The 23,833-nt window shown below is 67.6% G+C and carries 23 protein-coding genes; 14 read left to right on the top strand and 9 right to left on the bottom strand.

All coding sequences use genetic code 11. The annotated features are described in order from the left end of the window. Positions 1 to 1,423 (bottom strand): type I secretion system permease/ATPase (locus ACK41U_RS15905; RefSeq protein ID WP_409682106.1); only part of this gene is annotated, 1,423 nt, incomplete at its 3' end. A gap of 143 nt (positions 1,424 to 1,566) precedes the next feature. Here ACK41U_RS15905 and ACK41U_RS15910 point away from each other — a divergent pair. Next, positions 1,567 to 2,373, top strand: a complete 807-nt coding sequence (locus ACK41U_RS15910) for a VacJ family lipoprotein (RefSeq protein ID WP_409682108.1) — start codon at positions 1,567 to 1,569, stop codon at positions 2,371 to 2,373. Next, entirely contained in the window at positions 2,348 to 3,007 is a 660-nt protein-coding gene (locus ACK41U_RS15915) for a phospholipid-binding protein MlaC (protein WP_409682111.1), read from the top strand. The genes ACK41U_RS15910 and ACK41U_RS15915 overlap by 26 nt, the downstream gene beginning before the upstream one ends. A 192-nt stretch (positions 3,008 to 3,199) precedes the next feature. Here ACK41U_RS15915 and ACK41U_RS15920 read toward each other — a convergent pair whose 3' ends face one another. After that, positions 3,200 to 4,054 (bottom strand): hypothetical protein, encoded by an 855-nt coding sequence (locus ACK41U_RS15920; RefSeq protein ID WP_409682113.1) that lies wholly within the window; start codon positions 4,052 to 4,054, stop codon positions 3,200 to 3,202. A gap of 86 nt (positions 4,055 to 4,140) precedes the next feature. Next, on the bottom strand, positions 4,141 to 6,435 hold the full coding sequence (locus ACK41U_RS15925; RefSeq protein WP_409682116.1) for a transglycosylase domain-containing protein: 2,295 nt from the start codon (positions 6,433 to 6,435) through the stop codon (positions 4,141 to 4,143). A 266-nt stretch (positions 6,436 to 6,701) separates the two neighbouring features. Here ACK41U_RS15925 and ACK41U_RS15930 point away from each other — a divergent pair, with 266 nt between their 5' ends. After that, complete coding sequence (locus tag ACK41U_RS15930) at positions 6,702 to 8,054, top strand: ammonium transporter (protein ID WP_409682119.1); 1,353 nt, start codon at positions 6,702 to 6,704, stop codon at positions 8,052 to 8,054. Positions 8,055 to 8,246: 192 nt separating this feature from the next. On the opposite strand, the gene ACK41U_RS15935 is transcribed toward ACK41U_RS15930, so the two are convergent. Continuing rightward, positions 8,247 to 9,248, bottom strand: coding sequence for a polyprenyl synthetase family protein (locus ACK41U_RS15935; RefSeq protein ID WP_409682122.1), 1,002 nt, complete (start codon positions 9,246 to 9,248; stop codon positions 8,247 to 8,249). A gap of 75 nt (positions 9,249 to 9,323) precedes the next feature. Here ACK41U_RS15935 and ACK41U_RS15940 point away from each other — a divergent pair, with 75 nt between their 5' ends. Genes ACK41U_RS15940 through ACK41U_RS15950 form a run of 3 tightly spaced genes read left to right on the top strand, consistent with a single transcriptional unit; the run spans position 9,324 to position 10,507 of the window. Next, positions 9,324 to 9,533 (top strand): DUF2007 domain-containing protein, encoded by a 210-nt coding sequence (locus ACK41U_RS15940; protein ID WP_409682125.1) that lies wholly within the window; start codon positions 9,324 to 9,326, stop codon positions 9,531 to 9,533. Beyond that, a complete protein-coding gene (locus ACK41U_RS15945) occupies positions 9,526 to 10,284 on the top strand; it encodes a tRNA1(Val) (adenine(37)-N6)-methyltransferase (protein WP_409682128.1) in 759 nt (252 codons plus the stop codon). The genes ACK41U_RS15940 and ACK41U_RS15945 overlap by 8 nt, the downstream gene beginning before the upstream one ends. A gap of 58 nt (positions 10,285 to 10,342) precedes the next feature. Further along, the gene (locus tag ACK41U_RS15950) at positions 10,343 to 10,507 is read left to right on the top strand and encodes a YdcH family protein (RefSeq protein ID WP_409682131.1); all 165 of its coding nucleotides are present in this window, start codon (positions 10,343 to 10,345) and stop codon (positions 10,505 to 10,507) included. A 79-nt stretch (positions 10,508 to 10,586) separates the two neighbouring features. Here the strand turns inward: ACK41U_RS15950 and ACK41U_RS15955 are convergent, their stop codons facing one another. The 3 genes from ACK41U_RS15955 to ACK41U_RS15965 all read right to left on the bottom strand — a co-directional run bounded on the left by ACK41U_RS15955 (position 10,587) and on the right by ACK41U_RS15965 (position 13,651). After that, positions 10,587 to 11,312, bottom strand: a complete 726-nt coding sequence (locus ACK41U_RS15955) for a beta-ketoacyl-ACP reductase (RefSeq protein ID WP_409682134.1) — start codon at positions 11,310 to 11,312, stop codon at positions 10,587 to 10,589. A 229-nt stretch (positions 11,313 to 11,541) separates the two neighbouring features. Beyond that, positions 11,542 to 12,714 (bottom strand): acetyl-CoA C-acetyltransferase, encoded by a 1,173-nt coding sequence (locus tag ACK41U_RS15960; RefSeq protein ID WP_409682137.1) that lies wholly within the window; start codon positions 12,712 to 12,714, stop codon positions 11,542 to 11,544. A 121-nt stretch (positions 12,715 to 12,835) separates the two neighbouring features. Beyond that, complete coding sequence (locus tag ACK41U_RS15965) at positions 12,836 to 13,651, bottom strand: EAL domain-containing protein (protein WP_409682140.1); 816 nt, start codon at positions 13,649 to 13,651, stop codon at positions 12,836 to 12,838. Positions 13,652 to 13,746: 95 nt separating this feature from the next. On the opposite strand from ACK41U_RS15965, the gene ACK41U_RS15970 reads away from it, so the two are divergent. Then, positions 13,747 to 14,319 carry a DNA-3-methyladenine glycosylase I gene (locus ACK41U_RS15970; RefSeq protein WP_409682143.1) on the top strand — a complete coding sequence of 191 codons (573 nt, stop codon included), beginning with the start codon at positions 13,747 to 13,749 and terminating at the stop codon, positions 14,317 to 14,319. On the opposite strand, the gene ACK41U_RS15975 is transcribed toward ACK41U_RS15970, so the two are convergent. Continuing rightward, positions 14,303 to 14,917 (bottom strand): TlpA disulfide reductase family protein, encoded by a 615-nt coding sequence (locus tag ACK41U_RS15975; RefSeq protein ID WP_409682146.1) that lies wholly within the window; start codon positions 14,915 to 14,917, stop codon positions 14,303 to 14,305. The genes ACK41U_RS15970 and ACK41U_RS15975 overlap by 17 nt on opposite strands. A gap of 23 nt (positions 14,918 to 14,940) precedes the next feature. Between ACK41U_RS15975 and argH the strand changes: the two genes are divergently transcribed. The 4 genes from argH to ACK41U_RS15995 are packed head-to-tail and all read left to right on the top strand — an operon-like array spanning position 14,941 to position 20,301. Continuing rightward, positions 14,941 to 16,341 (top strand): argininosuccinate lyase, encoded by a 1,401-nt coding sequence (argH, locus tag ACK41U_RS15980; protein WP_409682149.1) that lies wholly within the window; start codon positions 14,941 to 14,943, stop codon positions 16,339 to 16,341. Then, positions 16,338 to 16,493, top strand: coding sequence for a hypothetical protein (locus ACK41U_RS15985; protein WP_409682151.1), 156 nt, complete (start codon positions 16,338 to 16,340; stop codon positions 16,491 to 16,493). The genes argH and ACK41U_RS15985 overlap by 4 nt, the downstream gene beginning before the upstream one ends. After that, the gene (lysA, locus tag ACK41U_RS15990) at positions 16,493 to 17,758 is read left to right on the top strand and encodes a diaminopimelate decarboxylase (protein WP_409682154.1); all 1,266 of its coding nucleotides are present in this window, start codon (positions 16,493 to 16,495) and stop codon (positions 17,756 to 17,758) included. The genes ACK41U_RS15985 and lysA overlap by 1 nt, the downstream gene beginning before the upstream one ends. Next, positions 17,749 to 20,301, top strand: coding sequence for a DUF4175 domain-containing protein (locus ACK41U_RS15995; RefSeq protein ID WP_409682157.1), 2,553 nt, complete (start codon positions 17,749 to 17,751; stop codon positions 20,299 to 20,301). Before lysA ends, ACK41U_RS15995 begins: the two co-directional genes overlap by 10 nt. A 47-nt stretch (positions 20,302 to 20,348) precedes the next feature. Here the strand turns inward: ACK41U_RS15995 and ACK41U_RS16000 are convergent, their stop codons facing one another. Next, a complete protein-coding gene (locus tag ACK41U_RS16000) occupies positions 20,349 to 21,137 on the bottom strand; it encodes a zinc-ribbon domain-containing protein (RefSeq protein WP_409682160.1) in 789 nt (262 codons plus the stop codon). A 123-nt stretch (positions 21,138 to 21,260) separates the two neighbouring features. Between ACK41U_RS16000 and ACK41U_RS16005 the strand changes: the two genes are divergently transcribed. From ACK41U_RS16005 to ACK41U_RS16015, 3 genes are read left to right on the top strand one after another with little or no spacing between them, the layout of a single operon-like run. After that, positions 21,261 to 21,926 (top strand): cell division ATP-binding protein FtsE, encoded by a 666-nt coding sequence (locus tag ACK41U_RS16005; RefSeq protein ID WP_409682169.1) that lies wholly within the window; start codon positions 21,261 to 21,263, stop codon positions 21,924 to 21,926. After that, a complete protein-coding gene (locus ACK41U_RS16010; RefSeq protein WP_409682163.1) occupies positions 21,923 to 22,852 on the top strand; it encodes a cell division protein FtsX in 930 nt (309 codons plus the stop codon). Before ACK41U_RS16005 ends, ACK41U_RS16010 begins: the two co-directional genes overlap by 4 nt. Next, positions 22,849 to 23,646: a lysophospholipid acyltransferase family protein gene (locus ACK41U_RS16015; protein WP_409682166.1), complete on the top strand. Its 798-nt coding sequence runs from the start codon at positions 22,849 to 22,851 to the stop codon at positions 23,644 to 23,646. The genes ACK41U_RS16010 and ACK41U_RS16015 overlap by 4 nt, the downstream gene beginning before the upstream one ends. The last annotated feature ends 187 nt before the right edge of the window (positions 23,647 to 23,833 follow it).

The raw sequence follows: 23,833 nt of genomic DNA on the forward strand, positions 1-23,833 counted from the left end.
CCGACAGGCGCCCGCCGGTCTGGCTGAGGCGCGTGTCATAGCCCTGCGGCAGGTCCAGAATCATCTGATGCGCATCCGCCGCCTGCGCCGCGCGGACCACCTGTTCGGGGTCGGGCGCGGTCGCCAGCCGGGCGATATTCTCGGCCACGGTGCCGTCGAACAGGGTCACCTGCTGGGGCAGGTAGCCGATCAGCGCCCCCAATGCGTCGGGCGGATACTGGTCCAGCGTCGCACCCCCCAGCCGCACCGAGCCCCCCGCCGGGGCCCAGGCGCCGATCAGCGCGCGGGCCAGCGTGGACTTGCCCGATCCCGACGGCCCGATCACCCCCAGCGCCTGTCCCGGCGCCACCGCAAAGCTGATCCCGCGCAGGGTCATCACCGCCTCGCCGGGCGGGGCCAGCGTCAGGTTGCGCGCCTCGATCCGGGCCTCGGGGCGGGGCAGGCGGGTGCGCGCCCCCTCGGGCGGCTGGCGCGACAGCAGCGTCGACAGCCGCGCCCAGCCATCCTGCGCCGCCTGCAGGCCCGGCCAGCCGCCGACCAGCTGATCGACCGGCGCCAGCGCCCGCCCCATCATGATCGAGCTGGCGATCATCGCGCCCGGCGTCAGCTGCTGCTGCAGCACCAGCCAGGCACCCGCCGCCAGCAGCGCGCTTTGCAGAAACAACCGGAAGCTGCGGGAAAACACCGTCAGCGCCGCACCCCGGTCGGCGCCGGTGACCGCATGGCCCTGCGCCTCGTCGCGCAGGCGCAGCCAGCGGGTGAAGGTCGCGCCGCGCATGCCAAGCGCGCTGACGGCCTCGCCCTGATCGCGGTACAGATCGGCCATGCGCTGCGCCTGCGCCCCCGCCTGCGCCGCGTTCTGCAAGGGCGCGCGCGTCAGCCGCCGCGTCATCACGGTCGTCGCCACCAGCACCAGCCCGCCCGCCAGCGCCACCACCCCCAGCAGCGGGTGAAACATGAAGATCGCCGCCAGAAACAGCGGCGCCCAGGGCAGATCGAACACCGCCATCATCACCGGCGAGGCCAGAAACCGCGCCACCGCATCCAGATCGCGCACGCCGCCCGCAGCCGGGCTGTCCGGTCCCTGCGCCGCCCCCTCGCGCAGCGATGCCGCAAAGACCCGCCCCTGCATCCGGTCCTGAAACCGCGCCGCGATCCGGCCCATCACCCGGTTGCGCGACAGATCCAGCGCCCCCATCAGCAGATAGAGAAACGCGACCAGCAGAAACAGCGCCGTCAGCGTCTCGACCGAGCGCGAGGCCAGAACCCGGTCATAGACCTGCAGCATGAAGATCGGCCCGGTCAGCATCAGCAGGTTCACCACCGCCGAAAACAGGCCGACCGCCACCAGCAGCCCCAGCCCCGCCTGCCGCGCCCGGCGCAATTCCTCGGCGCCCCGCTGATTTGCGGCGTCAATCGCCATGTTTCTTACCCTTTACCCTGCCGTTTTCCGCCCACGGGGCCGCCTGTGCCGCGCGATGACGCAACCGGGACTTGTGCCGCGAAGGCCGCATCCCTATCACCGGATCATCATCCCGCTGGCACCACCTGACCGCATCATCACGCATGAAAGTGAAGAAATCCTTGCGCGTACCGGCCCTCACATTCGTTTTTATCGGCCTGTTGCTGGCGGGCTGCGCGCAGCGCCCGGTCACGCAGGACGGGATCACCATCAACGACCCCTTCGAGGCGCAGAACCGCCGCGTCCACAGCTTCAACAAGGCGGTCGATACCCGGCTGCTCAGCCCGGTGGCCAACCGTCTGCGCGGCAGCGGCGACGATGCCCCGCGCCGCGCCCACGCGCCGGGCGATCCGATCGGGCCCTTGCAGATGATGGTGAATGCGGGCCGCAACCTGTCGCTGCCGGGCAAGACGGTGAACGGGCTGTTGCAGGGCCGGCCGGATGTGGCGGGCCGCAACCTGGCGCGCTTTCTGGTGAATTCGACCGTCGGGCTGGGCGGGCTGTTCGATCCGGCGGGCGAGAACCTGCGCCTGACCGAACGCGACACCGATTTCGGCGAGACGCTGGCCGTCTGGGGCCTCCCCGAGGGGGCCTATCTGGAACTGCCGCTGATCGGTCCCTCGACTGTGCGCGATGCGGCCGGGCGGGTGGTCGATCTGGCCATTGATCCGGTCAATCATGTGCTGTCGGGCCGCGACCGTCAGGCGGCCTTTGCGCTGCGCGTTGTGTCAAAAGCCGGTGAACGGGCGCGATTTGGCGACACTGTGGATAGCGTTCTGCAGGGCAGTGCGGATAGCTATGCGCAACTGCGGCTGATCTGGCTGATGAACCGCCGCCACGAACTGGGAGAAGAGCGTGCAGATTTCGACCCCTATGATGACGAGGGTGCCTTCGACCCCTACGACGACTAGCCCCGCCCGGACGGGCCGCTTTGCCGCGACCACCCGCTATGACCGGCGCGGCGTTCTGGGCCTTCTGGCCTGCGCCGGGCTGGTCGCGATCCTGCCCGCAGCCCCGGCCTTTGCCGCAGGTGTCGACGCCGCCCGCGCCCATATCCAGCGCGCCGTCGATGAGGTCTATGACGTCATCAACACCGGCCACCCCCCGGCGCAGATCTTCCGCGAATTCGAAGAGGTGTTCGCCCGCTATGCCGATGTCGATGTGATGGCGCGCTCGGTTCTGGGGCCGGTTGCGCGGCAGACCCCGGCGGCGGAACTGGCCGCCTACCAGCAGGCGTTTCAGGGCTATGTCGGGCGCAAATACGGCAAGCGGTTCCGCGAATTCGTCGGATCGCGGGTCGAGGTGACCGGCGCGCAGCCGCTGAAAAGTTTCGTCGCGGTCACCTCGGTCGCCCATCTGCGGGGCCGGGCGCCGATGCAGGTCGAATGGCATGTGTCCGACCGTTCGGGCGATGTCCGGTTCTTCAACCTGATCATCGAGGGCGTGAACATGCTGGCATCGGAACGCGCCGAGATGGCCTCGATGCTGGCCCTCCGTCAGGGCAGCGTGGCCGCGCTGACCGCCGATCTGCAACAGGCGGGGTAGTCACAGTAAACTTGAATTTCAGCCACTTTCACGCTATATCTTGCAGCGAACAAGAGGAGTCGCCGACATGGATCCACGCGCAGACATGCCCGAAAAGACCCCCGAACGCCCGATCAGCGGCGATTTCTGAAGGTTTTCGACCGTCTCCCCTTGGGCGCTGTCCACGCAGACAGCCGCCCACGGATATTCTGTTTATGGAACGATTTCTGGATTGTGCCCCGAGCGCGGGATGTCTTCGGGGCGGTCCAGACGAAGCTCCCTGTTGATTTCCACCAGCGCCTTCAGCCCCCAACGCAACGTGCCCTTCCTGCGACGAGTCAGTTCCTCGTGAACGGCGATTCGCCTTTCGGCAGAGAGGTTGCGGTGCAGGTCGGTGCGCATGTCCTCGATCAGCACCTGCATGTCGGCCAGTTCGGCGTAGAATCGCAACACGGTTTTTGACGTCTCTTCGCCCAGAAACCGAAATACTTCCGAGGCGCTTTCAAACGCCTGAGGTTCGCTTTCGCGGGTCGCAAAGGGGTGATAGGCGACCCAACGGCCCGCTTCATCCCGTGCTCCCGACAGGATCCGCTCCTGCACCTTGATGGCGTGATCGTCGATGGGCTGGTTGTCCATCTTGTCCACATAGGCAAAGATTTCGCTGCTCAACCCGCGCAACACGTCGCGCCGACGCTTGACGCGTTCCTCTTCATCGGTCAGCACCTTCACAAGGGCGCTGGCGATCCAGCCCGCTGCGATCAGACTGCCGGTCACAAGGCCGGGCAGCATGTTGCGGGGGATGCCACCACCCGCAGGAACCAGCCAGGTGTGGATCGCGGCGCCCACCACCGTCAGCAGCGGCAGCAGGATCAGCAGAACCTTGAAATAGCTGCGGCGCAGATAGTCCTCGACCATCCACCCATAGGCGACCACCCCCAGCCCGATCGCGATCCACAGGGCAGCCGTCGCAGAAATGTGGCCGCGGGAATGGCAAAGCACCGTGCCGCAGATCATCGACAGCGCAAGGCCCCCCACCACAACCTGATCCGGACCCGGCCGCGAGGTCATCGGCGCCTTCCCCCCTGGTCACCATCGCCAAAAGGCTAAGGCGCCGCCCTGCCACGCGTCAAGCCGCGCGGCAGGGCAAGGTGTCGTCAGTTGCCGCCCAGAATCCCCTGCAAGGCCCGGGTCAGCGCGTCATCCGAACTGGCGCTGGTGCTGGCGCCGGGGGTCTGCGCGCTGCCGCTCATCTCGGTGGGCGCGATCACCTCGCGGACCGGCTGGCCGCTGCGCTCGGCCTCGACGCTGTTCATCACGCCTGCCAGCGCCGCCGCCAGCGGATCGTCGGCCGAACCGCTGGTGACCACGCGCGGCGTCGAATCGCCACTGGACATGATGATCCCGCTGCCATCGGGCGAGACGGTGGACAGCGCCAGCTCCGGCAGCCCCTCATGGATCTCGGACATGACCGCCTGCCAGATCTCGGCGGGCAGGCCCCCCCCGGTCACGCCCTGCAACGGCGTGTTGTCATCATAGCCCATCCAGACGCCGGTCACATATTGCTCGGTAAAGCCTACGAACCAGGCGTCGCGATAGCTGCTGGTGGTGCCGGTCTTGCCCGCCACCGGGCGGTCGCCCAGTTTCGCCCGCGTGCCGGTGCCCGAGGAAATCACCTGCTGCATCATGTAGATCAGCTGCCCCGCCGCGCGCTGGCTGATCACCCGCCCGCCAAAGCCGCCGGTCTGGCCCATCAGCGGGCGGTCATCGCCGCGCATGGTCAGTTCCACCACACCGTAAGGCGCCACCGAGGTGCCGCCGTTCCTGATGCCCGCATAGGCGCCGGTCAGCTCCAGCAGCGTCGCCTCGGACGCGCCAAGCGCCAGCGAGGGGCTGGTGGTCAGGTTGCTGACAATGCCGAAATCGCGCGCGACCCGGATCACCTGATCGCGGCCCACGGCCTCCTGCAGGCGCACGGTCGAGGTGTTCAGCGACTGCGCCAGCGAGGTGGTCAGCGTCACCGCGCCGCGGAAATTGCGGCTGTAGTTCTGCGGCGCCCAGCTGCGCCCGCCCGGAATGCGGATCGTCAGCGGCGCGTCCTGCACGATGTCCGAGGGCGAATACCCGGCATCCAGCGCCGCCGCATAGACGAACGGCTTGAAGCTGGAGCCGGTCTGCCGCTTGGCCTGCGTGGCGCGGTTGAAGACGCCGTTCACGCGGGTATCGCGTCCGCCGATCATGGCGCGCACGGCGCCATCGGCGGACATGACCACAACGGCGGCCTCGGATGCGGACCCGTCGCGCACCTTCTCGTCGAACACCCGCTGCAACGCCCGTTCGGCGGCACGCTGGATGCGCTGGTCAAAGGTCGTGGTGATGGTCACGTCCTCGGTCGTCTCGCTGGTCAGGAAACCGGGGCCCGATTCCATCAGCCAGTCGGCGAAATACCCGCCCGCCCGCGCGGTCGCGGCCTGCGACAGGGTTGCGGGATTGGCCCGCGCCGCGGCCAGTTCCGCATCGTTCAGATAGCCCTCTTCGTGCATCAGCCCCATGACCACACGGGCCCGGTTCTGCGAGCGTTCCAGATTGGCCGTCGGCGCAAGGCGGCTGGGTGCGGGCAGCAGCCCGGCCAGCATCGCCGCCTCCGAGGTGTTCACCTGGCTTGCGGGCTTGTTGAAGAACACCTGGCTTGCAGCCTCGAAGCCGCGCGCGCCCCCGCCCAGATAGGACCGGTTCATATAGATGCTGAGGATCTCGTCCTTGCTGTATTTCGCCTCCATCGCAAAGGCATAGGGCACCTCTTTGATCTTGCGCCAGACGCCGCCCGACCGGCACTCGGCCTCGAACTCGGCCTCGTTGGCGAAACGCGTCGGGTCAAAGGTCTCGCCCAGACACAGCAGCTTGGCCACCTGCTGCGTGATGGTCGAGCCGCCATTGCCCTCCAGCGGGCCACGGCCCTCGGCCAGGTTGATGCGGACGGCGCTGGCGATGCCGCGCGGGCTGATGCCCAGATGGCGATAGAACCGCCGGTCCTCGGCCGAGATGACGGCCTCGCGCAGCACCGGCGCGATCTGATCGCTGGACACGGCGCCATAGGTCTCGCCGCGCCAGGCAAAGACCCGGCCATCGCGGTCCAGCATGGTCACGCTGCCGCGCGCGCGGCCGTCAAACAGCTCTTCGGCCTCGGGCAGGGTGGCGTAGAAATAGGCGGTGGCCGAGCCGATGATCAGCGCAACCACCATCCCCAGCCGCCAGACCGAGCCCCAGATGATCCGCCAGATCAGCACGATCAGACCGACGATCCAGCCCAGAATGCCGCCGCGGCGGGGCGGGCGGGTCCGGTGGCGCTTGACCTTGCGCGCGGGGGTGTCGGGTTTGCTCTCGGAAAAGCTGCGCTTTTCGGCAACGGGGCCTTTGCCCGTTCGGTTCGGGGTGCCGGTGGGTTTCTTCATGCCTGCTTTCCTGCCCGGCCGTTCCTCCGGCCATATTGTGACGCAGCATACAGGAAGATTCGCAGCGATGGAATTGCGCTGACCAATCCGTGATTTGCCCATGAATCGGGCATTGCGCCGCCAGTCCGCCCGCTTTCAGGGCAAGCAGCGTTTCTGTGCGGCAGCATCCCGCCTGTCTCTTGTGCAGTGGCAGTGGTTTTGAGGATCAAAGCAGCGATGGCGGTCGGAACTTCGCGGCCGCATGACCAGAAGACAGGTGACGACTGATGAAACAGATGATTCCCGGACTGGTCGCGGCGCTGGCGCTTTTTGCCGTGCCCGCTGCCGCGCAGGACGCCACCCTGCCCACCGATCCCGAAATGGCAGCCGCCGCTGTCGAGGCGGTCAGCGCGGATGTGGCCTATGTATTCGACACGCTGCTGTTCCTGATCGGCGGCATCCTCGTGTTCTGGATGGCGGCGGGCTTTGCCATGCTCGAAGCCGGCCTCGTGCGGTCCAAGAACGTCACGACCCAGCTCACCAAGAACATCGCGCTCTTTTCCATTGCGGGTCTGATGTACTGGATCATCGGCTACAACCTGATGTATCCCGGCGACGGCTGGACCGTCAGCGGCTGGATCGGACAGATCTTCAGCTTTGCCAGCCTTGATCCCGTCGCCGGGGCCGATCTGGACGCCGGTTTCTCCATCGGTTCGGATTTCTTCTTCCAGCTCATGTTCTGCGCCACCACCGCCTCCATCGTGTCGGGCACCCTGGCCGAGCGCGTGCGCCTGTGGCCCTTCCTGATCTTCACCGTCGTGCTGACCGGCCTGATCTACCCGATCGAGGCAAGCTGGCAGTGGGGTGGCGGCTGGCTGTCGGAAATGGGCTTCTCCGACTTCGCCGGTTCGACGCTGGTGCATGCCGCAGGTGGCTTTGCCGCGCTGGCCGGTGCCATCGTGCTGGGCGCCCGCCACGGCAAGTTCCGCGCCGATGGCCGGATGCAGCCCATGCCGGGCTCCAACCTGTCGCTGGCCACTCTGGGCACGTTCATCCTGTGGATGGGCTGGTTCGGCTTCAACGGCGCCTCGCAGCTGGCCATGGGCACGATCAACGACGTGGCCGATGTCAGCCGCATCTTCGTGAACACCAACATGGCGGCCTCGGCCGGTGCCGTTGCGGCGCTGATCCTGACGCAGGTGATCTATGGCAAGGTTGACCTGACCATGGTGCTGAACGGCGCGCTGGCCGGTCTGGTGTCGATCACCGCCGAGCCGCTGGCCCCGTCGATCCCGGCGGCGGTCCTGATCGGCGCGATCGGTGGTCTTCTGGTGGTCGTGACCGTCCCGCTGCTGGACAAGTTCAAGATCGACGACGTCGTCGGCGCCATCCCGGTCCACCTGGTCGCGGGCATCTGGGGCACGCTGATCGTTCCGGCCACCAATTCGGACGCCAGCTATGTCAACCAGCTCGTCGGCGTGGTCGCCATCGGTGCCTTCGTCTTCGTCACCAGCATGATCGTGTGGATGATCCTGAAGGCGACGATGGGCATCCGTGCCAGCGACGAGGCCCAGATCAGCGGTCTGGACATCAGCGAGATGGGGATGGAAGCCTATCCCGACTTTGTGCAGGCCAAATAAGCCACCCAGGGTCTCTTCCCGGAGAGGGGGCGGGTCGCGCAAGCGGCCCGCCCCTTCGGCATTTCGGGGTCAACGGATGCCGCGCCGAAACATAGCGCCGAAACATAGCGCCGAAAAATTCAGCCATGTCATAGCTGTGTACAGTCGGTGCACGCCCGGTGCACTGACTGTGGACGCCTTGTGAGGGGGGTATCAGGCGACGCGGCTGACGACGAAATCCGCCAGATCCGACAGCAGGTCGCGGACCGGATGTGCGGGCAGCACGCCAAGCGCGGCCTTGGCCCGCGCCGCATAATCCAGCGCATCCGCGCGCGCCGCCTCCATCGCGCCATGCCGGTCCAGCAGGGTCAGCGCGTGCTCCAGATCGCCCTCGCGCTGGTCGCCCGCCTCGATGGTCCGGGCCCAGAAGGCACGCTCTTCCGCGCTGGCCCGGGCGACCGCCTTGATCACCGGCAGCGTCAGCTTGCGCTCGCGGAAATCGTCGCCGACATTCTTGCCGATGGTCTCGGTCGCGCCGCCGTAATCCAGCAGATCGTCCACGATCTGGAACGCAATCCCCAGCGCATCGCCATAGTCAAACAGCGCCCGCACCTGCGTGGCCGAGCCGCCTGCAATCACCCCGCCCACCTCGGTCGCAGCCGAGAACAGGGCGGCGGTCTTTCCGCGAACCACCTGAAGATAAACGCTTTCATCCGTCGCCAGGTCCTGCGCGGCGGTCAGCTGCAGCACCTCGCCCTCGGCGATCGTGGCGCTGGCATTGGCCAGAATTTCCAGCGTGCGCAGATTGCCCGGCTCGACCATCAGCTGGAAGCTGCGGGCAAAAAGATAGTCGCCGACCAGCACGCTGGACTTGTTGTCCCACAGCAGATTGGCGGTCGGACGCCCGCGCCGCTGGCGGCTTTCATCGACCACATCGTCATGCAGCAAGGTGGCGGTGTGGATGAACTCGACCGTGGCAGCCAGATGCACATGCCACGGACCCGCGTAACCCATCAGCCGCGCCGCAGCCAGCGTCAGCATCGGCCGCAGACGCTTGCCGCCCGCGCCGATCAGATGGGCGGTCACTTCGGGAATGCGGGGCGCGTGCTGGCTGGCCATCCGGTCCCGGATCAGCGCATCAACCGCCGCCATCTCGCTGGCAAGCGTCTCGGCCAGTCGATCCAGCGGCTTGTGAACATTCTCCTGCACGGTCATCACGATACCCCGTTACTGCGGCTTTGCATTGCCACGGCATCGACAAATGCGCAACCGCCGCTTACCTTCCGCGCGATGAAAGAACTGTTCCGCAGCACCGATCCCGTCCGCATTTCCGCCGCCACCAGTCTGCTGGAGGCCGAGGGAATCCGCTGTTTCGAGATGGATCAGCACATGAGTGTGCTGGAGGTCTCGATCGGGATTCTGCCGCGCCGGGTCATGGTCGCGGACCGCGACGAGTTCATGGCCCGCTCGATCCTGCGCGACCTGGGTCTGGATGGCTGAGACCCGCATCGACGGATTTCTGGGCGGGCGGCTGCGCATCGAACAGCCCGTGCGCGGCTATCGCTCGGGCGCGGATGCCGTCATGCTGGCCGCCGCCTGCCCCGCACAGGCTGGCGACACGGTGCTGGAACTGGGCTGCGGGGCCGGGGTGGCCAGCCTCTGTCTGGGCTGGCGGGTGCCCGGCGCACGTCTGACCGGGCTGGAACAACAGGCGGATTACGCCGAACTGGCGCGTCGGAACGCGGTCGCCAACGCGCTGCCCTTCGAGGTGCTGACCGGCGATCTGGCCGCCCCGCCCGAACCGCTGCGGGCGCGGGTCTTCGACCACGTCATCATGAACCCGCCCTATTTTCTGAGCGGCACCGCCGCGCCCGATCCGGGCCGGGCCTGCGCGCGTCAAGAGGTCACACCGCTTCAACTGTGGCTGGAGACCGGTCTGCGGCGGCTGCGTCGGGGCGGCTGGCTGACCGCGATCCAGCGTGCCGACCGTCTGGACGGGCTGATCGCCGGGCTTGCGGGGCGCGCGGGGGCGCTGATGGTGCTGCCTCTGGCGGCGCGGCAGGGGCGGGATGCGGGGCGCGTGCTGCTGTCAGCGCGCAAGGGCGCACGGACGCCGCTGCGGCTGCTGGCCCCGTTCGTGCTGCATGCCGAGGCCCGCCATGCGGGCGATGGCGAGGATCTGACCGCCGCCGCTGCCGCCATTCTGCGCGACGGGGCGCCGATCTGCTGGGCGAATGCGAAACCTGCGTGACAGAATCGCAAAGCTATGATGCACTCGCCTTGTCTGTCAGATATGAAGGAGGACGCGAATGTCGATTTCATCCCATGTCAACGAGCTGCGCAGAAAGCATCAGGTTCTGTCCGATGCCGTTGAACGTGCACAGAAAAGTCCCGGAACCAACGATCTCGAAATTGTCGAGATGAAGCGGCAGAAGCTGCGGATCAAGGAACAGATCGAACGTCTGGCCCACTGACTCCTGAAACGACGACAAGGCCCGAATGAACAAGGCCCGCGCTGATCGCGCGGGCCGCTTTCGTCAGATGGGCCGCGGGTCAGACGTAAAGCTGACCGCCATTCGCGCTGAGGGTCGAGCCGGTGACAAAGCCCGCGTCGTCCGAGGCCAGAAACACCACGCAGCGCGCGATTTCCTCGGGCTCGCCCAGCCTGCCGACCGGGATCTGCGGGATGATCCGCTCGTTCAGCACCTTCTCGTCGATGGCGCGCACCATCTCGGTTCCGATATAGCCGGGGCAGATCGCATTGACGGTGATGCCCGCGCGGGCGCCCTCTTGTGCCAGGGCCTTGGTAAAGCCCAGATCACCGGCCTTGGCGGCCGAGTAATTGGCCTGACCCGCCTGACCCTTTTGCCCGTTGATCGAGCTGATATTGATGACCCGCCCGAATTTGCGGTCGCGCATGCCCGGCCAGACCGGGTGGGTCATGTTGAACACGCCGGTCAGGTTGGTGTCGATGACCTCTTTCCACTGCTGCGGAGTCATCTTGTGAAACATGGCGTCGCGCGTGATGCCGGCATTGTTGACCAGCACCGCGATCGGGCCCAGATCCGCCTCGACCTGCGCAATGCCCGCGGCGCAGGCATCGTAATCGGCGACCGACCATTTGTAGGTCTTGATCCCGGTGTCCTCGGTAAACGCGCGCGCGGCCTCGTCATTGCCCGCATAGTTGGCGGCGACGGTATAGCCCGCATCCTTCAAAGCCTTTGAAATGGCCGCGCCGATCCCGCGCGATCCCCCGGTGACAAGTGCAACTTTCGACATGTTCCCCCCTTTACGGTTAGCTGGTCCCTTCGGGTGAGGCTAAGGGGGCAATCGCGCATCTGCAAGGCAATTGCCTGTATTTTTTGGCCAAATTACCGGTGTCACAGTGGCCGGATGTCGGCTGCGGGGCGGCGTTGCGCAGGCAACCCGGCGCCGCCCGCCCTGATGGGCAGGGGGCTGCCAGAGCGAGGCTGCGGGCAGGAAAATCCTGCCCGCAAGCGTGGTCAGATCAGCGCTCGACGCACAGCGCGACGCCCATGCCGCCGCCGATGCACAGCGTGGCCAGACCCTTTTTCGCATCGCGGCGCTGCATCTCGAACAGCAGCGTGTTCAGGATACGGCAGCCCGAGGCGCCGATCGGGTGGCCGATGGCGATGGCGCCGCCGTTCACGTTCACGACCTCGGGGTTCCAGCCCATCTCCTTGTTCACGGCGCAGGCCTGCGCGGCGAAAGCCTCGTTGGCCTCGATCAGGTCCAGATCGGCCACCGACCAGCCGGCCTTTTCCAGCGCGCGGCGGCTGGCGGGAATCGGGCCGGTGCCCATGATCGCCGGGTCCAGACCCGCCGTGGCATAGGAGGCGATCCGCGCCAGCGGCGTCAGACCGCGCCGCGCCGCCTCGTCCTCGGTCATCACCATCACGGCGGCGGCGCCGTCGTTCAGGCCCGAGGCGTTGGCCGCCGTCACAGAGCCATCCTTGGCAAAGGCCGGGCGCAGTTTCTGCATGCTGTCCAGCGTGGCGCCGTGGCGGATATATTCGTCCTTGTCGACAACCGTGTCACCTTTGCGGGTCTTGACGGTATAGGCCACGATCTCGTCGTCAAAGCGGCCTGCCACCTGCGCGGCCTCGGCCTTGTTCTGCGAGGCCAGCGCGAATTCATCCTGTTGCTCGCGCGTGATCTGCCATTGATTGGCGACGTTCTCAGCCGTCTGGCCCATGTGATAGCCGTTGAAGGCATCCCACAGACCGTCCTTGATCATCGTGTCGATGAACTGCATGTCGCCCATCTTCTGCCCTGCGCGCAGATAGGCGGCATGGGTCGACAGCGACATGCTTTCCTGACCGCCCGCCAGCACCACGCGCGCATCGCCCAGCACCACCTGCTGCGCCGCCAGCGCGACGGCGCGCAGCCCCGAGCCGCAGACCTGATTGAGCAGCCATGCGGATGCCTCTTGCGGCAGGCCCGCCTTGATATGCGCCTGACGAGCCGGGTTCTGGCCCTGTGCGGCGGTCAGCACCTGCCCCAGGATCGTCTCGCTGACCTCGGCGGGGTCAATCCCTGACCGTGCGACCACCTCCTTGAGGACCGCAGCCCCCAGATCATGCGCCGGAATACCGGCAAACGACCCGAGGAAGCTGCCGACCGGGGTGCGGGCGGCGGCGACGATTACGGCTTTAGTCATGAAGGGCTCCTTCCCATTTCAGCCGGGATCACCGGCGAATCCGGGTCAGGATGCGGTTAAATAACCTCGCGTCAAGCAGGATGGTTCGCACAGGGGGCCCTGATGGCTGTCCGGAATCAGCTCAACGCGTCGCAACCGAAGGCGGCGTTCGCCAGGGCGGCGCGATTGTGGGTGCGCCGAAATAATAGCCCTGCAGGCAATCGACGCCGAGGTCGATCAGAAAGCTGGCCTCTTCTGCCGTTTCCACCGATTCGGCGACGGTGAACATCTCGAACTGTCCGGCGATGGATTGCAGGGCGCGGGTCAGCACCTGATTGTCGCGCAGGCGGGGGATGTTGCGGATGAACTGCCCGTCGATCTTGATCATGTCAAAACAGAAGTCGCGCAGATAGCGGAACGAGGTATAGCCCGCCCCGAAATCGTCCAGCGCCAGGCTGATCCCCTCGGTCTGCACCTCGGACATGAAGCCCAGAACCTCTTCCGGCATGCCCATGGCCGAGCTTTCGGTGATTTCCAGAATCAGCCGCTCACCCAGGGTCGAATCCTCGGACAGGCCGCGGCGCAGGGTGTCGCGCCATTGCGGGTGGTCGATCGAGCGGGCCGACATGTTGATCGACAGCCGCAGGCCGGGGTCTTCCTGCAATGTCTGGATGCCAAGCGACAGCGACATGCAGTCGATCTGGCGGCCAAGTTCCCGCGTCTCGGCATAGGGCATGAAATCCTTCAGCGGAACCAGCCGCCCGGTATCGTCGATGATGCGGATCAGCCCTTCGTAGAACGCCGTGCGGGTGGGCTGGCGGGCCTGCACGATGGGCTGGAAGGCCAGAACGCCGCTGCCCCTCTCGACCGCGGCGCGCACGGCAGAGATGGTGATGCGGTCCTGATGCAGGATCGCGCTGTCCAGCGGCGAACCGGGTTCCTGGGACATATCGCTCATGTCGGGGCCTCGTTGTCGTCGGTCAACTTGCACTAGACACATCATCGCCTAAGCTGGCGTTAACAGGCAGCATTTTCTGGGCAGAGGGTTAACGGATGGTCGAGCGATGCGGATGGTGCGGCAGCGATCCTGCCTATGTCGACTACCACGACCGCGAATGGGGCGTGCCGCAGCGCGACGCGCGTGCGCTGTGGGAATCGCTGATGCTGGAGGGGTTTCAGGCCGGGCTGAGCTGGATCACCGTGCTGCGAAAGCGCGCGGCGTTCCGGGCCGAGTTCGAGGGGTTCGCGCCCGAGCGTATCGCCCTGTGGGACGAGGCGCGCATCGCCCGCGCGCTGGAGAACCCCGGCATCATCCGCCATCGCGGCAAGATCGAGGCGACGGTGCGCGGCGCCCGTGCCTATCAGCAGATCGAGGCCAGCGAATCGGGTGGCTTTGCGGGCTGGATCTGGTCGTTCGCGGAGGGGGCGCCGGTGACTCGGCCCGCCTCGATGGCCGATGTCCCGGCCCAGACCCCGCAATCGGTGGCGCTGTCGCGGGCGCTCAAGGCGCGGGGGTTCGGGTTTTGCGGGCCGGTGACGGTTTATGCGTTCATGCAGGCCAACGGGCTGGTGAATGACCACCTGACCGGCTGTTTCCGCCATGCCGAGGTCACGGCGCTGGGGTGACCGGCTCGCTCTCCGGCTCGCCGATTGGTTCTGCGACCGGTTCCCCGTCCGGGTCGCCGACCAGCTCCCCGACCAGCGTCTTGGCCGCCTCTGACGCCCAGTCCGCATCGCCCAGATAGCGCGCGACCTCGTTGCCGTCGCGGTCGATCAGCACGGTGACCGGCAGGCCCAGAACGCCCATGTCGCGGGCGACCTGCTGGCGGGGGTCCAGCAGCACGGGCAGGTGTTCGACGCCGACCTCGGAAAAGAACGCGTCGATGCGGTCCACCGAATTGCGGCCCGTGGCGATGGTCACCACCTCGAAATCATCGCCGCCCAGTTCGGCCTGCAATTCGTCCAGCGCGGGCATTTCCTCGCGGCAGGGGGCGCACCATGTGGCCCAGAAGTTCAGCAGCACCACCTTGCCCTGCCAGTCCGCGAGGGTATGCACGCCGCCGTAGGGGTCGGTGAATTCGACCGCGCTGACCGGGGTGGGGGTGTCTGCCACGACCAGCTTGGTCAGGCCGCCTTCGCGCGCGGCCTGCCAGTCGGGGTCGCTGGCAAGCGCGGTGTTTGCACCGAAAACAAGGGCCGTATAAAGCAGGGCGGAACGCAGCATGTGACCTCCGAAGGACGAACTTGATGACAGACCGGCCAGCGACCTCTGCCAACAGCATGTGGGGCGGGCGTTTTGCCGCCGGACCCGACGCGATCATGGAGGCGATCAACGCCTCGATCGGGTTCGACCAGCGGCTCTACGCCCAGGATATCCGGGGCAGCCGGGCCCATGCCGCGATGCTGGCCGCGACAGGCATCATCACCGATACCGATGCAAAGGCCATCGGGGAAGGCCTGCTCACCGTCTTGTCAGAAATCGAGGCGGGGGATTTCCCGTTCAAGACCGCGCTGGAAGACATTCACATGAATGTGGAGGCGCGCCTGAAAGAGATTATCGGCGAGCCCGCAGGCCGTCTGCACACGGGCCGGTCGCGCAATGATCAGGTCGCGACCGATTTCCGGCTGTGGGTGCGCGATCAGTGCGACGCCGCCATCGAGGGGCTGCGCGCCCTGATCCGCGCGGCTTTGTCGCAGGCCGAGGCGGGCGCGGATTGGGTCATGCCGGGCTTCACGCATCTGCAGACGGCGCAGCCGGTGACATGGGGCCATCACATGATGGCCTATGTCGAGATGTTCGGCCGCGATCTGTCGCGGTTTCAGGATGCCCGCAAGCGCATGAACGAATCGCCTCTGGGGGCGGCCGCGCTGGCGGGGACGGGCTATCCCATCGACCGGCAGATGACCGCCACAGCGCTGGGGTTCGACCGGCCTATGGCCAACAGTCTGGATGCGGTCAGCGACCGTGATTTCGCGCTGGAATTCCTGTCGGCCTCGACCATCTGTGCGGTGCACCTGTCGCGGCTGGCCGAAGAGCTGGTGATCTGGTCGTCGGCGCAGTTCCGGTTCGTGTCGATGTCGGACAAGTGGTCCACCGGGTCCAGCATCATGCCGCAAAAGCGCAACCCCGATGCGGCAGAGCTGATCCGCGCCAAGATCGGCCGGATTCTGGGCGCGACGGTGGCGCTGTTTACCGTGATGAAGGGCCTGCCCTTGGCCTATTCCAAGGATATGCAGGAGGACAAGGAACAGACCTTCGACGCCGCCGACAGCCTGATGCTGGCGCTGGCCGCGATGGCGGGGATGCTGTCGGATCTGACGGCGAACCGCGACCGGCTGGAAGCTGCGGCAGGGGCCGGGTTTTCCACCGCGACCGATCTGGCCGACTGGCTGGTGCGCGAGGCGGGTCTGCCCTTCCGCGACGCCCATCACGTCACCGGATCGCTGGTGGCGATGGCCGAAGGGCGGGGCGTCGATCTGCCCGATCTGACGCTGGAGGACATGCGTTCGGTCCATGCGTCGATCACGGCGGATGTGTTCAACGTGCTGGGGGTGCATAATTCCGTGGCCTCAAGGCAAAGCTATGGCGGCACGGCGCCCGATCAGGTGCGCGCGCAGATTGCCCGCTGGAAGGAGAAACTGGCATGAGAAACATGACAATCGTGGTGGCGGTGGTGGTGGTCCTGATTCTGGTGCTGACCGGATGTGGCGTGGATGGCCCGCCGCAGCGCCCGGTCGAGCAGCAGATGGGGATCTCGGTCTCGGGCGACGCGCGTGTGGGCGTGTCGGCGCGGCTCTGATGGATCATTTCCTCTATCGGGACGGCGAGCTGTGGGCCGAGGATGTGCCCCTGTCCTGCATCGCCCGTCAGGTCGGCACGCCGGTCTATGTCTATTCGGCGGCGACGCTGACGCGCCATTTCGGCCTGTTCCGGCAGGCGCTGGACTGGACCGATCATCTGGTCTGCTTTGCGGTCAAGTCGAACAGCAATCTGGCCGTGCTGAAGCTGATGGGCGATCTGGGCGCGGGGATGGATGTCGTCTCGGGCGGCGAATATGCGCGGGCAAAGGCGGCGGGCGTGCCGGGAGACCGGATCGTGTTTTCCGGCATCGGCAAGACCGTGCCCGAGATGCGCATGGCCATCGAGGGCGGCATCCGCCAGTTCAATATCGAGAGCGAACCCGAGATGCGCGCCCTGTCGGCGCTGTGCGACAGCATGGGTGCCGAGGTGCCGGTCGCCATCCGGGTGAACCCGGATGTGGACGCGAAAACGCATGAGAAGATCGCCACCGGCAAGTCCGAGAACAAGTTCGGCATCCCGATTTCCCGCGCGCAGGAGGTCTATGCCGAGGCCGCCCGCCTGCCGGGGCTGCGGGTCGTCGGCGTCGATGTCCATATCGGCAGCCAGCTGACCGATCTGGCGCCGTTCCGGGCCGCCTATCTGAAGGTGGCCGAGCTGACCAAAGCGTTGCGGGCCGAGGGGCATGCGATCACGCGGCTGGATCTGGGCGGCGGGCTGGGCATCCCCTATCGCCGCGACAACAACGCGCCGCCCTTGCCGCTGGAATACGGGCAGGTGATCCGCGAGACGGTGGGCCATCTGGGCTGCGAGATCGAGATCGAGCCGGGCCGCAATATCGTCGGCAATGCCGGCGTGCTGCTGTCGCAGGTGATCTATGTGAAGAACGGCGAGGACCGGGATTTCCTGATCCTGGATGCCGCGATGAACGATCTGCTGCGTCCCGCCATGTATGGTGCCCATCACGACGCCGTGCCGGTGACCGAGCCTGCGCTGGGGGCGGGCGTGCAGCCCTATGATGTCGTAGGCCCGGTCTGCGAATCGGGCGACACGTTCCAGAAGGGCGCCGAACTGCCGCAGATGGCGGCGGGCGATCTGATCGCCTTCCGCTCGGCCGGGGCCTATGGGGCGGTGATGGCGTCCGAATATAACTCGCGGCCGCTGGTGCCCGAGGTGCTGGTGTCGGGCGATCACTTCGCCGTCATCCGGGCGCGTCCGACATATGAGGATATGCTGGGGCGCGATAGCATCCCGGCATGGCTTTGATCGGGAACCTGCGCGACGCCGATACGCCGGGGGCTGTCTGCCCCCGGACCCCCGAGGATATTTCCGTGAAGAAGAAGGGGCCGGTTGGCCGCGCTCTGCGGCTGACGCGCTGGGGCATGGTCTGGGAGCGGGGGGCGCGGGCCTTCTGGCCGTTGGCGACGCTGCTGGCGGTGGGGTTTGCGGCTTTGTGGCTGGGGGTTGTGGCCTCTGTCCCGGTGGTGGCCCTGCCATGGGGTGCCGGGCTGTGGTTGATGGCGGTGATTGTGGCGGCGGTGCTGGGCGGGCTGCGCTTCCGGCGCGTGCGCCCGCGTGAGGCGCTTGAGCGGCTGGACCGCAGCCTGCCGGGACGCCCTCTGACGGCGTTGACTGACCGGGCCGCGATCGGCGGCGAGGGGGCGTTGTGGCAGGCGCATCTGGTGCAGATGCAGCAGGCCGCGCGGGCGGCGCGGGCGGTGCCGCCCCATGCGGATCTGGCGCCGCGAGACCCTTATGCTTTGCGGCTGGCCGGGCTGGTGGCGCTGGTCATGGCGCTGCTGTTTGGCGGCGCCGGGCAGATGGGGCAGGGCGTGTCCGCGATTGCCGCGACCATTGCGACGCCGGGTGCGGCGGGCGTCGCGCCCTCGGGGCCGTCATGGGAGGGTTGGGCCGAGCCGCCCGCCTATACCCGCCGCCCGGTGATCTATCTGAACGCGCTGCCCGAGGGTGAGGGGCTGATCCTGCCCAGGGGCAGCGTTCTGTCGTTCCGGCTGTATGGCGAGGCCGCCGGGGTCGTGCAGGATATCGGCCCGGCGCTGTCGGACGATCCGCTGGCGCCGCGGTTCCGGGCCGAGACAGGCGGCGCGGTCGAGGTGACGGGCCGACGGTTCGAGATCAGCGTACTGCCCGATCATCCCCCCGTGATCCGGGCCGGGGCGGCGCCGCAGCGCCGTGCCGACGGGCGGATGATCCAGGATTTCAGCGCCGAGGATGATCATGGCGTCATGCAGGCCGATGCCGTGATCGCGCTGGATCTGGCAGCGGTCGACCGGCGCTTCGGGCTGGCGGTCGCGCCCGAGCCGCGCGAGGCGGTCGCGCTGCCCTTGCCTTTGCCGCGCGGTGACCGGCGGCGCGTCGAGGGACAGCTGACCGAGGATCTGGCCCGCCACCCTTGGGCGAACCTGCCGGTGACGCTGACCCTGCGCGCCGAGGACGGGATCGAACAGGTGGCCCATGCCGCGCCTGCCGCGCTGGTGCTGCCGGGGCGGCGGTTCTTCAATCCGCTGGCCGCCGCCTTGACCGAGATGCGGCGCGATCTGCTGTGGTCGCGCGCGAATGCCCGCCGCAGCGCCGAGATCCTGCGCGCGCTGACATGGCGCCCCGAGGGCTTTGTCGAGGATGCGCTGTACCGCGATCTGCGTGGCGCGGTCGCGGTGCTGGAGCGCGAGGACGGGCTGGAGGCCGAGGCCCGTGACCGGCTGGCCGAGGCGCTGTGGCTGGCCGCGCTGGAGCTGGAGGATGGCGGGCTGGCCGATGCGCTGGCCCGGATGCGCGCGGCGCAGCAGAAGCTGTCCGAGGCGATCCGTAACGGCGCCAGCCCCGACGAGGTTCAGCGGCTGATGGACGAATTGCGCGAGGCGACCGACGCCTATACCCAGATGCTGGCCGAGCAGAGCCAGCGTCAGGACCGCACCGACAGCCCCGATCGCGGCCAGCGGGGCCCGCAGATCACCGGCGATCAGATCCAGCAGATGATGGATGAAATCCAGCGGCTGATGAACGAGGGCCGCATGGCCGAGGCCGAGGCCCTGCTGGAGCAGTTCAACCGGATGATGGAGAACCTAGAGGTTCAGCAGGGCGAGGGCGGTGAGGGCAGCGGTCAGGGCAGCCAGCCGATGAACCGTCTGGCCGACACGCTGCGCGAGCAGCAGCGCCTGTCCGATGAGGCATTCCGCGATATGCAGCGCCAGTTCGGGCAGGGCCAGGGTCAGGAGCAGGAGGGCGAGGCGCCGTCCGAGGGGGAACTGGCCGACCGGCAGCGCGCGCTGCGCGAGGATCTGGGCCAGCAGCGCGGTTTGTTGCCGGGGCAGGGCTCTGAGGCCGGGGACCGCGCGCGCCGGCAGTTGGACGAGGCGGGCCGCGCCATGGACGAGGCCGAGCAGGCGCTGCGCGATGGTGACGCGGGCGGGGCCTTGCAGCGTCAGGCCGACGCGATTCAGTCGATGCGCGAGGGGATGCGGGCGCTTGGCGATCTGCTGGCGGGCGAGGGGCAGGACGGGCAGGGTCAGGAGGGCGCTGGCGGTGAAGAACCCGGTCAGCAACCGGGCCAGTCGGCGCAGGACGGGCCGGGCGGTGCGCCCTATGAGGGGCGTCCGCAGCTTGATCCGCTGGGGCGGCAGCGGCCCGGTAGCGGAAATGTGATCACCGGTGGCGACCCTCTGGCCGAGGGGCTGGACCCGGCCCGGCGGGCCCGCGATCTGCTGGACGAGATCCGCCGCCGCAGTGGAGAACCGGGCCGCCCACGGGACGAGCGCGATTATCTTGGCCGGTTGCTGGACCGTTTCTGAGCCATGCCACGGGGCGCGGCGGGGTGCCGGATTCAGGCGGACCTGGCCTAGCCGGACAGGGCGCTGGTCACCGAACGGGCGTGATCCTGCAGCCACATCCTGCCGCGATCGACCTCGTGGCGCAGCTCCATCAGGTGCTGGCCAAAGCTGTTGCCATTGTCCGCCAGCCCCGGCGCCAGCAGATAGAGGGCCACGCAACAGGCCGCCACCATCACCGCCAGACCAAATCCGGTGTGATAGCCCGCAGCCCTGCCGATCATGCGGGGCGACACGGGCGGTGGGGTATGGCGGATCACCTGAGGCGTCTGGGCTTCAGCGCTGGCCGGGGTGATTTGCTCAATGTTTTCCGTTGCCAGAGGGTTCGCTTGCGGCGGCTGCAGCAATGCGGGATCTGCGGCCAGATCCAGACGGGGCGGCTGCGGCTGCGGGGCGGCGATCATCGCGCGGGCGGTTCCGGCGGGCAGGGTCACGGTGGTTGCGGGCCAGTCGGCCTCGGTCCCGGTGGTGTCGGGCGAGACGGTGCCCGGCCGCTTTGCCGCCTCGGCGGCGCGCAGGCGGCGTTCGTGTTCGACCTCTTCGCGCAGGATACTCAGCACATTGGGGGGCAGTCGCTTGCTGGGCGGGGGCAACGGCGGCGGCGGCGGCGTGGCGCTGTCGGCGGCCTCGGGTGCGGCAAAGCCGCTCAGGTCCAGCCGCGGACCGGCTGCGGGCGCAAAGGCCATCCAGACGCGGCCACAGGCGCTGCATTCGACCTCGCGCCCGGCGGGGGGGATGGCGTCCGGGGGCAGCCGGTATTCGGCATCGCAACCCGGACAGATCAACCTTATTTCAGACATCCCGACCCTCGTAATCGCGTTGCTGCTGTTTTATCAAGCGCGGGGCCGGGTTGCAAAGCCGCCGGTCGGTCAGGCCGCGACAGAATGGCCGAAAAGCAATGAATGAGGTGGTGCGTGATCGAAATGCAGGATGTCGGCTTCGGTTATCACGGAGAGGCCGAGCTGTTGTCGGGCATGACGCTGAGCCTGCAGCCGGGGATGTTCCATTTCCTGACCGGGCCGTCGGGATCGGGCAAGACCACGCTGCTGCGGTTGTGCTATGCCGATCTGCTGCCCAGTTCCGGCCAGATGACGGCGTTCGGCCATGACATGCGCGGGCTGGACCGCGACGGCATCGCCCATCTGCGCCGCCGCGTGGGCGTCGTGCATCAGGACCCGAGATTTCTGGATCACCTGCCTCTGGCCGAGAATGTCGCCCTGCCGCTGAGCGTGGCGGGTGAGGATGTGGATATGGAGGCGCTGCGCGATCTGCTGGGCTGGGTGCAGCTGTCGCATCATGCCCGCGCGCTGCCGCCCTCGCTGTCGGGGGGCGAGCGTCAGCGGGCGGCGCTGGCCCGCGCGGTGATCCTGTCGCCCGATCTGGTGCTGGCGGACGAGCCGACGGGCAATCTGGACTGGGACATGTCGATGCGGCTGATGCAATTGCTGATCGAGCTGAACAAATCGGGCAAGACCGTGCTGGTGGCGACCCATGACCTGAACCTGATCCGCGCGACCAAGGCGCAGGTCTCGGCGCGGGTTCTGCGGATCTCGGGCGGGACGTTGCATCTGGCGGGGGCGGATCTGTGAAACGCAAGGAATTCGGCAAGGCGCGGCTGACGGGACTGCTGCAAAGCCTGATGAGCGGCGAGGGCGGCAAGGGCGACCGCATCGTGCCACCCACCGGGTTTACGGCGCAGCTGACGCTGTTCTCGGCGGGGGCGATGGCGTTTCTGGCGGTGTTTGCGCTGGCGCTGGCGCTGGCGACGGGGCGGCTGGCCGATCGCTGGTCGTCCGAGCTGGCGGGCTCGGTCACGGTGCGCGTCAGCGCGCCATCCGCGCAGCAAGAGGGGCGGGTGCAATCCGCCATGCAGGTGCTGGCGACGACGCCCGGCGTGGGCCAGCCCCGGCTGCTGCCCGCAGACGAGGTCGCCGCATTGCTCGAGCCGTGGTTCGGCCCCGACATGCCGGTCGATGCGTTGCCGGTGCCCGCGCTGATCGACCTGCCGGTGACCAGCGCGGATTTCGACACCGAGGGCCTGCGCCTGCGGCTGGAGGCCGAGGCGCCCGGCGCGGTGTTGGACGATCACAGCGAATGGCGGCGGCCTCTGGTCTCGGCGGCGCAGCGGCTGCGGTTTCTGGGGCTGGTCTCACTGGCGCTGATCGGGGCGGCATCGGCTGCGATGATCACGCTGGCCGCGAAGGCGGCGCTGGCGGCGAACGGTCAGGTGATCAGTGTGCTGCGCCTGATCGGCGCGCGCGACATCACCATCGCCACGGCCTTTGTGCGCCGCTTCACCCGCCGCGCGGCCACCGGCGCGGCGATCGGCACATTGCTGGGCATGGGCGGGGTGGCGCTGCTGCCCAACGCCAATGCCGCGGGCGGGTTTCTGACCGGGTTGACCTTTCAGGGCTGGGGCTGGCTGCTGCCGCTGCTGATCCCGGTCGTGGCGGCGGGCGTGGGCTTTGTCTCGACCCGGTGGGCGGCGTTGAAGATGCTGGGCTCGGTCAGATGAGCCGCCGCCAGGGCAGTCCCCGGCCCGGCCCGCTGACCGCGTGGCAGCATGTCCAGCACGTGCTGTTCTATCTGCATATCGCGCTGGCGACGCTGGTGATCGGGCTTGTCGGCATCGTGCCGGTGCTGATGCGGGGCCGCGCGGGTGCCAATGCGGTGGCGACGCGCTGGATCGGCTATATGATCCGGGCCGCCCGCCTGCATCTGGGGCTGACCTGCGAAGTGCGCGGCATGCCCCCGGCCACGGATTGCATCGTCGCGGCCAAGCATCAGTCGTTCTGGGACATTCTGGTCATCGCCCATGCCGTGCCCCGCCGCGCCTTCATCATGAAGCGCGAGGTGATGCGGGTGCCCATCATGGGCTGGTATGCCTACAAGACCGGCTGCATCCCCATCGACCGCACGCGCGGGCGCGACGCGCTCGGCGCCATCTCGGCCACGATCAACCAGCGGATGGCGGGCGAGGGGCTGGGGCAGCTGATCATCTACCCCGAGGGCACGCGCACCCTGCCGGGGCAGCGCAGGCCCTACAAACACGGCGTCGCCACGATCCGCGCCGCGACCGGGCTGCCGGTGGTGCCGGTGGCGGTGAACACGGGCATGTTCTGGCCGAAAAGCGGCTGGGGCATCCGCCCCGGTCGCGCCGTGGTCGCGTTTCTGCCCGCCATCGGTCCCGATCTGCCGCAAGACAGCCTGATGCCGCGGCTGGAAGCCGAGATCGAGACGCAGTCCGACCGCCTGATGGCCGAGGCAGGTCTGACCCTGCCCCGGACCGAGGCTCATCTCAGCTCGTAGTACCGGGGTATATGCGGCGGCTCGGGCGGCAGCCCGATATCGCGCCGCATATGCGGGCTGAGGTGATAGCAACTGTATCCCTCACGCGGTCGAAGGCGTCCATTTCTGACGGCTTTTACACAGGGCGTTAGCCAGGTTGACCAGTTTCCGGGCGACCGCCGTTATGATGACCTTGTGCGGTTTCCCA

Source organism: Paracoccus sp. (in: a-proteobacteria), assembly GCF_046289755.1.
GTDB lineage: Bacteria > Pseudomonadota > Alphaproteobacteria > Rhodobacterales > Rhodobacteraceae > Paracoccus.